At 64.7% G+C, this 14,765-nt stretch carries 15 protein-coding genes; 9 read left to right on the forward strand and 6 right to left on the reverse strand.

Going from position 1 to position 14,765, the window contains the following annotated elements:
* Positions 1-187: 187 nt before the first annotated feature.
* Positions 188-652 carry a winged helix-turn-helix transcriptional regulator gene (locus ACQY5A_RS26065; RefSeq protein ID WP_428343111.1) on the reverse strand — a complete coding sequence of 155 codons (465 nt, stop codon included), beginning with the start codon at positions 650-652 and terminating at the stop codon, positions 188-190.
* 99 nt (positions 653-751) lie between these two features.
* Between ACQY5A_RS26065 and ACQY5A_RS26070 the strand changes: the two genes are divergently transcribed.
* From ACQY5A_RS26070 to ACQY5A_RS26080, 3 genes are all read left to right on the forward strand, one after another.
* Positions 752-1,657, forward strand: a complete 906-nt coding sequence (locus tag ACQY5A_RS26070; RefSeq protein ID WP_428343112.1) for an alpha/beta hydrolase — start codon at positions 752-754, stop codon at positions 1,655-1,657.
* A 114-nt stretch (positions 1,658-1,771) separates the two neighbouring features.
* Positions 1,772-2,317: a hypothetical protein gene (locus ACQY5A_RS26075; protein WP_428343113.1), complete on the forward strand. Its 546-nt coding sequence runs from the start codon at positions 1,772-1,774 to the stop codon at positions 2,315-2,317.
* Positions 2,314-3,189 carry an MBL fold metallo-hydrolase gene (locus tag ACQY5A_RS26080; RefSeq protein WP_428343114.1) on the forward strand — a complete coding sequence of 292 codons (876 nt, stop codon included), beginning with the start codon at positions 2,314-2,316 and terminating at the stop codon, positions 3,187-3,189. Before ACQY5A_RS26075 ends, ACQY5A_RS26080 begins: the two co-directional genes overlap by 4 nt.
* A gap of 150 nt (positions 3,190-3,339) precedes the next feature.
* On the opposite strand, the gene ACQY5A_RS26085 is transcribed toward ACQY5A_RS26080, so the two are convergent.
* Complete coding sequence (locus ACQY5A_RS26085; protein ID WP_428343115.1) at positions 3,340-3,939, reverse strand: TetR/AcrR family transcriptional regulator; 600 nt, start codon at positions 3,937-3,939, stop codon at positions 3,340-3,342.
* Between the two features lie 97 nt (positions 3,940-4,036).
* Between ACQY5A_RS26085 and ACQY5A_RS26090 the strand changes: the two genes are divergently transcribed.
* The 3 genes from ACQY5A_RS26090 (at position 4,037) to ACQY5A_RS26100 (ending at position 6,631) form a co-directional block, all read left to right on the forward strand.
* On the forward strand, positions 4,037-4,327 hold the full coding sequence (locus ACQY5A_RS26090) for a hypothetical protein (protein WP_428343116.1): 291 nt from the start codon (positions 4,037-4,039) through the stop codon (positions 4,325-4,327).
* A gap of 73 nt (positions 4,328-4,400) precedes the next feature.
* Entirely contained in the window at positions 4,401-5,189 is a 789-nt protein-coding gene (locus ACQY5A_RS26095; protein ID WP_428343117.1) for an alpha/beta fold hydrolase, read from the forward strand.
* A 419-nt stretch (positions 5,190-5,608) separates the two neighbouring features.
* Entirely contained in the window at positions 5,609-6,631 is a 1,023-nt protein-coding gene (locus ACQY5A_RS26100; protein WP_428343118.1) for an alcohol dehydrogenase catalytic domain-containing protein, read from the forward strand.
* 56 nt (positions 6,632-6,687) lie between these two features.
* On the opposite strand, the gene ACQY5A_RS26105 is transcribed toward ACQY5A_RS26100, so the two are convergent.
* The 4 genes from ACQY5A_RS26105 to ACQY5A_RS26120 form a co-directional block, all read right to left on the reverse strand.
* Positions 6,688-8,058 carry a phenylacetate--CoA ligase family protein gene (locus tag ACQY5A_RS26105; RefSeq protein WP_428343119.1) on the reverse strand — a complete coding sequence of 457 codons (1,371 nt, stop codon included), beginning with the start codon at positions 8,056-8,058 and terminating at the stop codon, positions 6,688-6,690.
* 63 nt (positions 8,059-8,121) lie between these two features.
* Complete coding sequence (locus ACQY5A_RS26110) at positions 8,122-8,883, reverse strand: amidohydrolase family protein (protein ID WP_428343120.1); 762 nt, start codon at positions 8,881-8,883, stop codon at positions 8,122-8,124.
* A gap of 397 nt (positions 8,884-9,280) precedes the next feature.
* On the reverse strand, positions 9,281-10,387 hold the full coding sequence (locus ACQY5A_RS26115; RefSeq protein ID WP_428343121.1) for a hypothetical protein: 1,107 nt from the start codon (positions 10,385-10,387) through the stop codon (positions 9,281-9,283).
* A gap of 958 nt (positions 10,388-11,345) precedes the next feature.
* Positions 11,346-11,924 carry a VOC family protein gene (locus ACQY5A_RS26120; protein WP_428343122.1) on the reverse strand — a complete coding sequence of 193 codons (579 nt, stop codon included), beginning with the start codon at positions 11,922-11,924 and terminating at the stop codon, positions 11,346-11,348.
* A gap of 198 nt (positions 11,925-12,122) precedes the next feature.
* Between ACQY5A_RS26120 and ACQY5A_RS26125 the strand changes: the two genes are divergently transcribed.
* The 3 genes from ACQY5A_RS26125 to ACQY5A_RS26135 are packed head-to-tail and all read left to right on the forward strand — an operon-like array spanning position 12,123 to position 14,694.
* Positions 12,123-12,827: a helix-turn-helix domain-containing protein gene (locus ACQY5A_RS26125; protein WP_428343123.1), complete on the forward strand. Its 705-nt coding sequence runs from the start codon at positions 12,123-12,125 to the stop codon at positions 12,825-12,827.
* A gap of 48 nt (positions 12,828-12,875) precedes the next feature.
* A complete protein-coding gene (locus ACQY5A_RS26130) occupies positions 12,876-13,802 on the forward strand; it encodes an NAD(P)-dependent oxidoreductase (protein ID WP_428338652.1) in 927 nt (308 codons plus the stop codon).
* Positions 13,783-14,694 (forward strand): enoyl-CoA hydratase/isomerase family protein, encoded by a 912-nt coding sequence (locus ACQY5A_RS26135; RefSeq protein ID WP_428343124.1) that lies wholly within the window; start codon positions 13,783-13,785, stop codon positions 14,692-14,694. Before ACQY5A_RS26130 ends, ACQY5A_RS26135 begins: the two co-directional genes overlap by 20 nt.
* Positions 14,695-14,765 lie beyond the last annotated feature (71 nt).

A 14,765-nucleotide genomic window follows, 5' to 3' on the forward strand; every position in this document is an offset into this window, starting at 1 on the left:
CACGAAAACAATGGAGGAGCCGGGGTCCGTGACCACGTCAAGACGCCTTGGCCGCCGTCGGTGAGTCGCCCGAAGTCGTTGTGCGCCAGCGCTACTCCCCGCAGAGCGGACGTGGATGTCGGTCTGCGACGTACCCGATCACCGCGACCTGTCCGTCGACGGCGTCCTCACGCGAACTGCGGTTCAGTCAGCGCGGGACGCTGCGTACCGCCAGCCCTGGACCGGCGACGGCGTGAATGGTGTCGGCGCTCACTTCGCTGCCACACTCTCGGCACACCAATTGGTGTCCCGCGGGGTGACCGCAGGTGTGCTCGAAGACCACCGGCGGGCCGTTCGGTGCGTCGTAGGCGTCACCCCAGGCGATCAGGGCGCTGATCACCGGGAACAGATCGCGTCCCTTCGACGTCAAGCGGTATTCGTTCCAGTCGCGGGCCGCGGTGTAGGGCACCTTTTCGACGATCTCTGATTGCACCAGTTTGTCGAGGCGGGTCGCCAGTACGTTCTTGGCGATCCCCAATGTGCGCTGGAGCCCGGCGAATCGGCAAGGTCGCAGCATCAGCTCACGGATGATGAGCAGCGTCCAGCGCTCGCCGACCGCCTCGAGCGCGCGAGCGATCGAGCAGTTCTGGCCGGAATAGTCGCTGCTGAGCACGCCATTGAGGATAGCGGAGCGGTCTTACCATGCAACCAGCTCGCGAGTCAGCGCCCTGCGTGGTTGCATCATAAGACCAACGTCCGTTAACGTCCATTTATGAGACTCGACATTGATTTCACGACCGAAGACCGCACCGTACTCCGCGGGTTCTTCCACCGCCCAGCACAGTGCCCCGCACCGGGAATCGTTATGGCTCATGGTTTTTCGGGGGTGAAGGAGCAGGTCGACCACTACGCGGCGTCGTTCGCCGAAGCCGGTTTTTCGGTGCTTGTCTATGACCACCGCGGATTCGGGGCCTCCGACGGCACGCCCCGGCTGGAAGTGGATCCGTCGCGACAGCTCATCGACTGGCGCGACGCGCTGACCTTCATGGCAGGGTTGCCCGACGTCGACGACTCCCGCGGCCTGGGCGTGTGGGGGTCCAGCTTCGCCGGTGGGCTGGCCATGGTCCTGGCGGCCAACGACAGCCGGGTCCGCTGCGTGGTAGCGCAGATCCCGCACGTCAGCGGGCACCGCAACGGGCGCCAGATGTTCAACCAGACGCAGCGTGCCGAACTGCGCGAGCGCCTCGGCGACGATCGGATTCAGCGGCTGGCGGGTGGCGAGCCAGCCATGATTCCGGTGTTCTCCACCCACCCCGAACAGCTCTGCGCGTTACCCCCCGGGATGGACGAACGCTCCATCGAGGCGGCAGCCCGGGCCGCACCGTCCTGGCGCAACGAGGTCACCGTGCGCTCGGTGGAAAACATGAACGAGTTCGAGCCGGCCGGCTGGGTCCCCTATGTGTCGCCCACGCCACTGCTGATGATCGTCGGCACACACGACATCTGCACCTTCCCGCGGCTGCAGCTCGACGTCTTCGCCACCGCGCGCGAACCCAAACAGCTCGTGCTCCATCCCGGTGGGCACTTTGAGACCTACACAAAATACTTCGCGCAGACCAGTCGCCCCGCTGCCGACTGGTTCACCCAGCACCTCACCGAGACTGTGGTTGCATCATAAAACCTCAGGTGTTAAGTTGCACTGCGTAAGACAGTCGCCGCGACCAACGATCGCGCCACGGCGAGGCTTACCCCAAATCCGGAACGCGAAGAGACTGGAGAACACCGAATGCCCATGTGCGACGCTTATTTTCCGGCTGGTGCCCTGGATGCCGAGGCAGAACACCAGCTCATCCGCAATGTGACGGAACTGCTGGTTGACCACGAGATGCGGCGGATCGCCGAGTTGATGGACGATCCGGACGAAGTGCAGTCGGGACGCAGGCGCGCGCTGCTGACGGCGTGGACGTTTCTGCATCGGGTCGAGACGTTCGTCGGGGGCGACCTCATGGAGGCTCCGTTCTACAAGTTCGTGGCCTCGATCCCTGAGGGAAACATCGACGACCTCTTCCGGGACGCGGTCGTACCGGCTATCACCGCCGCGGTCGCCGACGCTGAGGGCGGCCAATGGCCACACCCCAAACGCCGGGTCTGGGTCTTCACCCGCGACATCCCCGACGGCACCTGGGGTGCCAGCGGGCGCACCGTGCACCTGGGCACGATCGTCGATTTCGTCACGCCCGGCTGGGGCGGCGAGGCAGAACAACGGCTAGCCGCGATGCGCCGCGAGTCGGCCGCCGCGACGCTGGCGCTCGTCCAAGCCGGGCAGCCGACGCCGTGACCGAACCAACCCAGCCCACGGCAGCCGAGGCCGATACCCTCAACGGATCTTCGACGTTACGGCTCGAGGTGATCACCAGCCCCACCCGGCAGATCCTCGGTGGTGCAAACCGCACCTTCTCACCGACCACCTCCACGCTGATCTCCGGGAACACCGACGCCGTGCTGGTCGACACCCAATTCATCATCGACGACGTCGACGCCCTCGCCGACATAATCGACACCAGTGGCAAGAACCTGACCACGATTTACATCACCCACGGCCACCTCGACCACTATTTCGGCATCGCGCGGTTGCTCACCCGATTCCCCTCCGCCCGCGCGGTGGCCACCCTCGCGGTCGTCGACCACATCGAATCCGCTGTGGAAGATGACCTGAAATGGGGCCGCGGGCTGTTCGGTGACGTGGTCGCTCACCCTGATGTGTTACCGACACCGCTCGATAGCAGCGTCATCGAACTCGAGGGCCATCAACTCCGGTCCGTTGAGGTAGGCCAAGGTGACATCGCGCCCTCCACCGTTCTGCATATCCCCGCCCTGGAGGCTGTCATCGCCGGCGACGTGGCCTACAACCAGATCCACCAGATGATGGCCTTCGGCGGGCCCGAGCAATGGCATGCATGGATGCACAGCATCGACCACATCAAACGCCTCGCCCCGATGATCGTCGTCGCCGGCCACAAGAAACCCGACGCACCCGACACCGACATTGCCGCCATCCTCGATGGCAGCCGCGACTACATTCACGACTTCGCCACCGCGGTCAACACCAGCAGCAACCCCGCCCAAGTCGTCGCGGTTATGACCGAGAAATACCCCAACCGCGGCAACCTCACCACCCTCAAGGCCTCCGCCGCCGCAGCCTTCTCCTGAACCCGCCCCGGGTGGCGGGGGTCTGTCAAGAGCGACATCTAGACAGGTCTCTGCGCCGAGCTGCTCCAACGGCATGCGGAAATCGCTGCGCGGGAGGACGATTGGCCCTCATAACCCCTCGCGCCGCGAATTCCGCCGCGCTGCAATTTGTCACCGATCGGGCCCCACAGCCGCCGACCGCACCAGCGTAGTGGCGGTGCGCCCCGCACTTGCGATGGCCTCGTCCGGCGTCAGTCCACACAGGTCGATCAGCGTGAAGTAGGCCTCCGCGCTGGCCACCACCGCCAGGTCGCGCCTGAGTTGAGCGAGGGCGTCCGCGTCGAGGGTTGCGGTCAGCGGTTTGAGGGCGATGTCGATGAGGCCGAAGCGCCGGCCCGGCCGAAGCGATGCATCTGCCGGACGCGCGATCGTCGTCGACATCATCACGCGCACCGCGCCTTCGTATGCCTGGACCTCGCGCATCAGCGCCTCGGTGGCGAACGCGATTCTTCTCGTCGCGTCATGGTGTTGCGACACCGGCGCCATCACGTCCTGCGCGGTGGGCCAAACGTCGGCCAGCGCTTCACGTATTAGCGCGGCGAGGTCGGGGAAGTACCGGTACGCGGTGGCCTCCGACACCAGTGCCTTCTGAGCGACGGCGGGCATGGTAGGCGCGGCGCCCGACTGCACGAAGGACCGCGCAGCGTCGAGGATCGCCGTTCTGGTCCGTTGCTTCTGGTTTCGCCGGCCACTGTCCAGGTTCGCCGTCATGCGATACCTCCTCGTCATGAGAGCTTACTTGCACAATGTTGCTCATACGAGTTAGGTTTGGCGTTATAAGAGTTACTCTCACGACGAGGAGCAGATAGTGCCAAGGACTGCGACCGCCGACCCCAACCAGGGAAGTGCCCCCATCAAGGGGCCGACCATGATGCGGACCATGGAGGACGGCTCGCACCCCAAACACCGGCTGGGCGTGCGGATCCCATCGTACGACGCCGGCCCGGGCAGCTGGGTGCTGATCAAGTCCGGCGCCGCACTCCTGTGCCGACGTCACCGACGAGCCGACCTTCCTGTCAACACCTTCACTCCCGATCTGCACGTGCAGTACTTCCGGGAGACATGCACGACCCCATCGAATCCGGTTAGCCGGTCATGACGGAATCCAATGCCGCGGTCATGGTCCGCTACGCCACGCAAACCTCCACCGAGTTCGCACCGAAGGAGTGACCATGAACCTCACCACGACCACCGTCTCCCCCGCCGTGGCCGGCATCGGCGCAGTGCCGATCACCTTCACCGACCGCGGCGAAGGGCCAGTGAATCTTCTGCTGCACGGCGGCGGCGGATCGGCCACGGTGACCGCATTCGCCGATCAGCTGGCCGAGGCGAGCCGCGCACGCGTCATCGTCCCCGTTCACCCTGGCTTCGACGGCACCGACCGTCCCGAGCGGCTCAGCAGCATCACCGGGCTGGCCAGCCTCTACGCAGCGCTGCTGGACGAACTCGACCTGCGCGACGTCACCGTCATCGGGAACTCGATCGGCGGCTGGATCGCGGCCGAGCTCGGACTTCTCGCCCCGCCGCAGGTGTCACGCATCGTGCTGGTCGATGCGGTCGGCATCGACGTGCCTGACCACCCGGTTGCCGACTTCTTCTCACTCACTCCCGCGCAGGTTGCCGAGTTCAGTTACGCCGACCCCGGCCGATTCGGGATCGATCCCACCACGCTGAGCCCCGATCGATTGGCGATCATGGCGGCCAACCGCGAGGCGCTCTCCGTATACGGCGGATCAACGATGACCGATGCCACGCTGTCGACCCGATTGAGCGCGATGTCGGTTCCGACGCGGGTGATCTGGGGCGAGGCGGACCGCATCGTCGACCCCGACTACGGCCGTGCGCTGGCTGCGGCGATACCCGCCGCCGGGTACCTCTGTTTGCGCCGAACGGGGCACCTTCCGCAGATCGAAACCCCGTCGCAGCTCATCGATGCCATAACGTCGACCGCCACGTCATGAGCTCGGTGTCAGTCGGCTGATCGGTAAGGGGGCCGTTGAGTGCGCTGTCACGTCGTCACGTGTTGTGATGCTCGAGCCAGGGCCAAGGGCTGCGGTGCGGGTGGTGTTGCTGGTGACGACTCGGCGATAGGCCCGTTCGCGGCCGGGATGACGCTGACGATCACCAGTTCGACCGCGGTCAGCGCTGTCGCCGTCGATCGTGACGATATCGACGAGCGCGGCGGGCCGCTGTGCTCGAAGCCTGCGACGAACGATCGCGCTCTGCTTTGCGGTCAACCGAAGCCGTTGCGCAACAGGTTGTTCGGTCGTCGAGTTCGATGCCGATTAGGGTGTGCTCAAGACGCGGCGACGCTCCCGCCATCTCCGGATACCCATCCGGCCGCCACGACCGCCCGTCACTCTGCAGGAGGCGTCAGCCGGTGAAAGCGTTGCACTTCGTAAAGACGGGGACGTTGGCGTGGCGTGACGTCGCCGATCTACGGGTCAACGGCCCACTCGAGGCCGTCGTGCGTCCGCTGGCGTCAACGGCGTGCGACCTGGACCGAAGCATCATCGCGGGTCAGGTCGATTTCGGTCGGGACTACCCCATCGGCCACGAGTGTGTCGCCGAAGTGATCGACGTCGGCGCGGCGGTGCGACACTTCGTTCCCAGCGACATCTGCGTCGTGCCCTGGCATATTTCGTGCGGCGTATGCGCTCAGTGTCGACAAGGTTTACCGACCGCGTGCTCGACCGTGCCGGGGCTCTCCGGTTACGGGGCGCCGATCGCCGGGCATTGGGGTGGGCTGTTCTCCGATGAGGTCAAAGTGCCCTTCGCGGACGGGATGCTGACCCGCCTGCCGGACACCATCGAACCGGTCCGGGCTGCCAGCGCCAGCGACAACCTCACCGACGCTTACGTCGCCGCCTGGCGGGGCTTGTCCCGCCACCCCGCAGCTGCGGTGCTGGTGGTGAGCAGTCTGCCCAGCCTGGGTCTGTTCGCCGTCGACCAGGCGCTGGCACTGGGGGCTGCCGGTGTCGCCTTCGTCGACCCAGACGAAGAGCGGCGCGAGCTCGCCGCGCAACTGGGTGCTGCCGCCTATCCGGCGATCGATCCTGCCCGTCACCACAGCGCGTTTCCGATCGTGCTGTCGGCCACCGCTGAACCCAAACGACTCGCCGACGCAATCCGGTGTCTGACCCCGGGTGGGCACCTGTCCAACATCGGCATGTTCTTTCAAGACGTGCGGATGCCGGTATGGGAGATGTATCAGCGCGACGTCACCTTCTCGACCGGATTCGTCAGCATCACACCGCACGTGCAGCACGTCCTGTCGCTGCTGGAGCGAAACCGACTCCACCCCCAAATCTTTGCGACCACACACGAATGGGATAGTGCACCCGACGTTCTGCTCGAGCCACACGTCAAACCCGTTCTCACGCGACCGCCGCTGCCGCGGTGAGAACCGTGAGTACCGAGGCCTGGAACATCTCGACGGCGATCTGAGAGCTCGGCGCGTCAGCGTGCCGGGAGTGCTACGAAACGTTTGAGTTTGCCGCTGCTTTGATGACGGCCCAAGGTCTGGACGGTGCGTAACGTGACGGCGGGGTCCGTTACGCCGTGGCGCTGCATCGCCGCGACCAACGCGGGGACCAGTGGTTGCAGGTCGGCGTCGGCGACGACCAGTACCTCTGCCCCGCCCTCGGTCTGCAGGACCTGGTATTCGACGATGCGCGCGTCAGTGCCCAGAACGTGGCGAAAGGCACTGGCGGGGACCGTGTGTGAGCCGTAGACGAAGTCGTCGTCTCGGCGGCCGGTGATGGCGCCGATCCGGGCGAACGCGCTCCCGCAGGGGCACGGCCCGGGCATCATGGTGATCTCGTCGCCGAGGTCATACCGGATGAACGGGAACGTACGGTTGGACAGGCCCGTAGCCAGCGTCCGGGCCGCTGGTTCGTCGGGCGCGACGGGTGACCCGGTGCGGTCGACCCGTTCGAGGATCACTTCGTCCTCGCAGACGTGCAGCCCTGGTCCTAACCCGCATCCGACCGCTTGTACGCCCAGTTCCGTTGAACCCCAGAGGTTGTACAGCGGTACCTGCCAGGCGTTGACGATCGCGTCCCGATCCTCGGACAACAGCGGCTCTGAGTTGGTACTCACCCGCACGGGGCGGATGCCAATTTCCCCGGCCAGTGACGCGCGAGCCAGTCGACCGATGACGCTGGGGTAGCCCACCAGGTGCGTCGGAGCGTATCGGTCGACCGCTGCCAGGACCTCCGGGAACGGGGCCCCCGCTTCGACGACGACGGTGTCCATGCCCGCGACGGTGGGGACGTCGAACAACGGCGTGCTGGCGTGGGGAGGCCCACCAGCGGCAAGTACCGCCAGCCGCGGATTCGGCGTCGACTTGGTGCGCCGTTCATCGCGGGCCTGCATGCGCCACGCCAGGCACGCGGTGGTGACGAAGAACTGCCAGTCCCAGACATACACCCCGCGCACCCCGCTGGAGCCGCCGGAACTGAACACCTGCTCGTCGTGCCGGGTATACGAAAACCCGCTCTGCTCGCGCAGTACGCGTTCGGCACCGTGGCGATCGAGCTCCGGCGTCGTGATGATCGCATCCCAGCCGCCTTGGGCCTGGACCTTGGTGAGCATCGGAATCGACGACAGATCGGCCGACGTCACCGCCTCGACGTCCAGACCTCGCAGCCGCTCGGCGTAGAACGCGGAACGCTCGCGGGCGTATCCGAGCAAGGCACGCAACCGAAGGTCCTGGTGCCGACGAATCTGCGCCGCCGACCACTCGAGGCGGCCCACATGATCCTCGAGTGCGGCCTGCACGGCATCGAGGTGAGCTCCGCGCAGACGTTGATAGGCACGTGGCGACATGCTGGCTCCCCTTCGTCCACCTGCGATCTTGACGCATGACTCAGCGGTGCACCAGCGGTCGGCTCAGAGCCGGTAGAGCCTGCGCGCGTTGTGGGACAGGACATTGCTCGCGTGCTCGCCGCCGACCGCCTCAGCCACCCGAAGGATGTCGCCGGGCTGAAAGGGTGTACGGGCCCGAGTCGAGGGCAGATCGGTGCCGAAGACCAACCCGGAGGGGTTCACGTTGACGATGTGGGCCATCAGCGCGTCAGGATCTGTGTGGTGGATCCGACCGAAACCCGTGGCCTTGACGACCACGCCACCGGCCACAAGATCCAGCAAGGTACCGGTGACGTCATCGGACATCCCCAGGTGATCGATGCTGACCTGCGGCAGGGCTTGCAATGTCGGCGCAAGGTCTGGCAGGTCGGCAGCGTCGACGTACAACTCGCTATGCCACCCGGCCACCTCGTGGACCCGCCGGGCCAGCGTATCCAGCTCGCCCACCGGCGCTGACCCGCCACGATAGAGGTTGAACCGCACCGCCCTCACGCCAGCAGCATCCAATTGACGGATACGCCCCGGTGACACATCCACTGGCAGCTGCGTCACCCCCACGTAGCCAGGACCCAAGGCCTCCAGTGCGCAGACCAGGTATTGCTGATCGAAACCCTGAAACGAGCCGCTGACGACTGCGCCGCCCGAGACCCCCAGGGACCCAACGCTGCTGCAGTAGTCAGTCACGGTGAACGGGTCGGGCACGTAGCCGTCGTTCGCTATCAGCGGGAAACTCGGATCGACGACATGGAAGTGCGCGTCGAAGACCGGTTCGGTGATGTCGACCATGATCGGCCTATCACTCTCCCGCAGGGGCGTCTGCAAGGCCCCACGCACACAGCTCGACCGTAGTTGATTCTGGAGGCCATCCCAATGATAGAGACCACCCAGATGCCGGTGGGGCGAAATACGTCCGGCGGTCGCGGTCCCTTTCCACCACGCGCAGCGAGCATTCCGGGATGACGGGCAGGTCGGGCCGCAAGCTCTTCAGGGGCCAACGGTTTGACCAGATCGCCGACGGAATGGTCAACGTCGAGTCGTTCAGCTGGAGCCGCGTTTCGTCGTCGCCTGGTTGGGCACCAAACGGGTCGTCACCCTGGGGCTGCTGATGCTGGCCGCCGCGTTCGCCTGGTCCCGACGGGCACAGGCATACGACTTTCACGGTTCACACTGAGGACGGTGACCCTTAGAACGAGCCGGATGTGGAACCGAACAGCGAGACGATGTCGTACATCAGGTTGCCCAGAGCGCTGGCGTCGCCGTGCGTGAGGAGGACTTCGGCCAGGTCATTACTGCCGGCCACGGTACTGGTGGAGCCGGCCACCGCGTTGTCGGCGGCGCCCGTGGTGCCACTGAAGGGGTCCGAGACGTAGGCGATGTCGTTGTTGCCGAGGTTGACACCGCCGTAGCCGCCGGCGACAGCGGTGCTGTTGTCGGGGCCGTAGACGTAGGCGTAGTTGCCGTCGCCGTGGGACGCCTCGACATTCGAGAAGTCCTTGGTGTAGTTGGTGTCGGCGATCGCGGAGTTGTTGTTGCCAAAGCCCGCAAACGCACCCTGGCTGTTGCCGGTCTCGGTGCCGAACGTGTTGGCGTAGTCGTTGTTGCCGCCGACCGAGTCGGAGCCGTCACCGAATCCGGTGATGTTGCCGTAGACGTAGGCGGTGTCACCGTTACCGGCGGTGGACCCCTCTCCGATCAGCGCGCTGTCGCCGGCGGAAGCGCCGCCGCTGCCGCCGTCGGTACTACTGATGGGGTTGTTGTTGCCGAAGTCGTACGCCGAGTCGTGGCTTGAGCCGGTGGTGCCGCTGTCGATGCCGCCGATCAGGCTGCCGCCGCCGGCGTAGGAGCCGAAGGTTGCGCCGTTGTAGCTGGAGGGGTCTGCATTGTTGCCGACGTCGACGGCCGAGTCGTAATTAAAGTTCGTGGCGCCGGCGGTGAGCGATCCGGCATTGGCGAGAGCATGGGTGCCTGCAGCCAGGGCGTAGTCGCCGGTGCCACCCTCGGCGGTGGCCTTGGCGCCGTCACCGTAGGCGATCGCCAGGCCGTATTGGCCGGCCACCGTGGTGGCGGTGGCTTCGTTGCCGAGTGTGGGGAACAAATCTGTCCCGTTGAATGAGACCTGGAAATCCGTCACCGTGGCGGCCGGTGACGCACCACTGAGAAGACCATCAACCGACGACAACCAGTCGTTGGACGTGTCTGCCGACGCGATCGGCATGTGGGCCCATGCGGCCCCAATGCCCAACCCGATTGCCAGCGTGCCTAGCCGAGCGATCCTGCGGATGTTGACCATAATTCTTCCTCTCCTCGCCGCACCCGGGACGGTGCGCGATTCTGCCAATCACCGAGCCAGTCACTGACGGCTTAAGCTTAAGCATCTGATTAGTTCAAAGTGTGAAGTACCTGTAAAGTTTCTTAAGTTTTCACATGTGAAGCGGCCTCGGTCGGCCGCTGCAACGTGGGGATCCGAGCACCGGCCCGCGTGTGCTGCCGCACCTAGTCCCCCGATCGGCCAGTCCGCAGGCGCCGTCCTTCAGTTGAGCAATGCGTGTTGCAGGCCAATCCCAGACCCGTGAGCGCGAGGTTCGGTCATCAAGCTGGCGAACTCTCTCCCCGATGGGTGATGCGTCGTTCCGTGCGCGCCTGCACCGAAGGTCGCCGCCGCCACGACCCGTACCGCCTATCGCGTCACACGTGAGCGGACGCCCTCGATCCCGAGCCGATAAGCTCGCTGACTATTTTATCGCGACTTTCTCAGCCTGTGTTCTAAGTACTAGCCAAGTGTCAAAAGGGCGCACCACAACAGCGCACCCGCCAAGCCGGGGGGCATCGATCTGGAGTTGATGACACGACTGTCGTTTGTTGCGATGGCCGGGGAGATGCCGCCGCTGGTCGACCTGCGGCAACGCGAACAGGGCATCGAACTGCGCATCGAACACTCGCCGACGAGTAATCCCAGCAACGACAACGGTTTTCCCGCCTCGAGGTCTGCCCGGGCGACACCCTCAGGACGGTTTCTCAAGGCGCGGCCGAGGAACCGCGACCGCGAACGGCATACACCCTGTCCGTCGTTGAATACTCGTCCAGCATGGTCGTCGCTGAGCCCGCGGTAGGCGCACCCGTTCGGTTGTTCTGGTCCCCAAGTCGCCGTTGTTACTGGGCATCGGATAACAGTCCCAGTCAAAGCGGCCAGCCCATGGCCTCTTCTCACGGCAGCCCTGGATTTGTCACTGCTGTTGGCCAGGGCGGCGTTATTCGCGTTTGCGCGGACCGGCATCGCCATCGCCCTGCGGCCTCGGCACGAGCGTTGGCGGTGTCAACTGCCCGGGCTGGGGCCAGTTGCTGAACGCCTCGGCATAGCTGTGGCTCATCACCTCAAGCACGGTCCCCCAAGGGTCGGTGGTGTAGGCCAGCGTCCAGGGTCGTCCGGGCACGAATTGGTTGGGCTGCGCGAGTAGCGCGCCGCCGTGATCGACGATGTGATCGACCATGGCCGCAACGTCGGGGTGGGTGATGCAGAGATGCCACAGCCCGCGCTCGAGCCACGGCGGCGACTCCTGCGTCGGCCGGGGCCCGCGGGTCGGCGGGTCGATGAACTGGAACAGCTCGATTCCTACCGAATTCCCGGTGAGCAGGTGGGCCTGCCAGGCGCGGCGAAACCTGCCGCCGAAAACCGACGACGCCTCGGCGTGTCCGGTGACTTCGAGTTCACGCGGACCCATGATGCACCGGAAGCCGAAGACAGCCTGGTACCAGTCGATCGCAGCATGAATGTCGGGAACCGTCACCCCGACATGGTTGACAGCAAGGGCGGCCTCTGGAGCAAACATCATTGTCACCTCTTATTCCGAGTGTTCAATATATTGGACACTGTTGTTTAGTATACTGTAAGCGCTGGGTACCGCGATGGTCGCTGAGCAGATTTGCCCTTGATTTAGCTGCGCATACCGGCGAATTAAGGACGGATCGCTAGTCTAGTGTGTCGTTTTGTGTACGATCTGTACGTTACAGTACACATGGGAGTGATCATGGATAATCAGCCAGCTGTCCACGCAGCAAGCGCACCGACGAACGATCTCGGCGGACGGATCCGCCAGGTCCGCACCGCGCAAGGTATGTCGGTGCGGGGACTCGCCGCCCGGGCGGGGTGCTCGCCGAGTCTCGTCTCCCAGGTGGAGCGCGGAATGACCGCGCCGTCCGCCCGCGTGGTCTATGAACTGGCCAACGAACTGGGCATCACGCTGGATTCCTTATTCAGCAGTGAAGGGGCCGCCTCGGCAGAACCGGTAAGCATGGCGCATAACGGTGCCGATCACCCGGGCTCCGCGAGAAACGGCGCCGCAACTCCGGACACGGGCTCGTGGGGCCGAGCGACGGGTCCCGACGGGGCGGGCATCGTGCAGCGGGCGAATGATCGCCGCACCATTGAGCTTTCGTCGGGTGTTCGCTGGGAACGCCTCACCCCCACCCACGACAGCAAGGTGGACTTCCTCGAGGTCGTCTACGCCCCCGGCGGGCAGTCCTCCGACAGCGGGCAGGCCGTCCGACACGACGGCCGCGAATACCTCTATGTCCTGCACGGTGAACTCGAAGCCGTCATCGGATTCGACACCTTCCGTCTCCTTGAAGGAGATTCCCTGGCCTTCGACCCGACAACGCCGCATCACTACCGCAACCCTACGACGGAGATCGTCCGCGCCTTGTCCGTCGTCGTACACCAGCACTCGACATAAGCCAACTCAGGCAGACCCGAGTGATCCATTGCCTATGAAGGAGAAGCGTTGAACGACAACACCACTGGAGGACCCGGGATCGACGGGCCACGGCGTGTCGGCTTTATTGGTCTCGGGAACATGGGATCTGCCATGGCGGTGCAGCTGATCGAGGCCGGCTACGACGTGACGGTGTGGGCGCGGACGGCACGCAAGGTCGATGCGCTCGTGGAACGCGGCGCGGCCCGCGGCGAGGACCCAGAAGACGCCATCGCAACCGGCGTGGTCTTCTCGATGCTGTCCAACGACGATGCGGTCCGCCAGGTTTTCACCCCCGAGCGGCTCAACGCTGCACCGGAAGGGTGTATCCACGTCAACCACGCCACGATCAGCCCCGCCACCGCGCTCGACTTCGCCTCGATGGCACGAGAAAACGGCACCCGGTATGTCAGCGCACCCGTCCTTGGCCGCCCGGAGGTGGTGGTTGCCGGCAAGGTCACCATTTTGGCATCGGGCGAGCCAGAGGGGCGGACCGTCGTGACTCCGCTGCTTGAAGCGATCGGCCGGCGGGTTTGGGATTTCGGGCCGTCTCCAGCGTCGGCTCTCGCCGTGAAGGTCTCCGTCAATTACCTCATCGTCCATGCATTACAGGCACTTGCAGAGTCGGTCACCATGCTCGAACGGCAAGGTCTGAACACTGAGCAGTTCATCGAGGTGATCAACGATTCGGTCTTTCCGGGACCGGTCTACCGCGGGTACGGCCACGCGATCGCCACGAGCAATTACACACCACCCGGCTTCACCAGCAGGCTCGGACTCAAAGACCTTCGGTTGGCCCTCGGCCTCGCTGAGGAACTGAGCGTCAATCTGCCCACCGGCGCGGTGCTGCGAGGGATCTTCGAGGAAGCCGTCGAGGACGTCGGCGAGGACTTGGACTGGGCCTGCATCGCTGAGGTCACCAGGCGCCGCGCCGGTGGTGACCGACACCAACCGTAACGACACCACCTACATACTGGAGATGAAAACCGTGTCATTACAAGAATTTCTGTCCACCCCGACGTTCGAAGAGTACCGGGAACAGTTCAAGGATTTCTTCATCCTCGACCGCCGCGACGACGGAGTGCTGCTCGCCCAAGCCCACACGCACGGCGACTCGATCAAACTGAGCGTGCAAAACCACCGGGCCCTCGGCCAGTTCCTCAAAACCGTCGGCGCGGATCCCGAAAACGAGGTGCTCATCCTCACCGGCTCGGGGCGCGACTGGATGATGGGTTCAGACCCACAAGGATTCGAAATCGAGGAAAACGACCTTGAATACTGGGCATACGAGTACGCCTACAAGGACGGCCGCACCAACGTGAGCAGCCTGATCAACGATCTGCAGATTCCGACCATCGGCCTGATCAACGGCGACGGGTACCACTCTGAACTCTTGCTCATGTGCGACTTGACCCTGATGTCCGAAGATGCGCACATTTACGACCTGCATTACGGCATCGGCTCGATCCCCGGCGACGGCGTTCACAGCTGTTTCCAGGAGCTGCTGGGCGTCAAGCGGGCGGCGTATGCCCTGCTGACCGGCGAGTCCATCGATGCACGCGCCGCGTTGGACTACGGCATGGTCAACGAAATCCTGCCCCGGAAGCACCTCGTCACCCGCGCGTACGCTATCGCCGACCACATCATGAAACAGCCGCGCACGATTCGGCGTTTGACCACGCAGATCCTCCGGCGGCCGTGGAAGAAGCGGATTGTCGACGACCTCGATGGCGGGTTCGGCATCCAAATGTTCGGGCACCTCACGAAGCGGACAGCCGCCCACAGCGACGACCACATCATCAACGCCGGCCGCTACGTCCGAGAGGGCCGTCGAACCCCCTTCGGCTGAAGCGCACCCGAGTGTCGCCTCCGCTGACTGCCGCGAATGACCGCGTTGCCCCCAAGTCTGTTCTTAGAAAC

Origin of the sequence: Mycobacterium sp. (genome assembly GCF_965277065.1) — a bacterium.
GTDB lineage: Bacteria > Actinomycetota > Actinomycetes > Mycobacteriales > Mycobacteriaceae > Mycobacterium.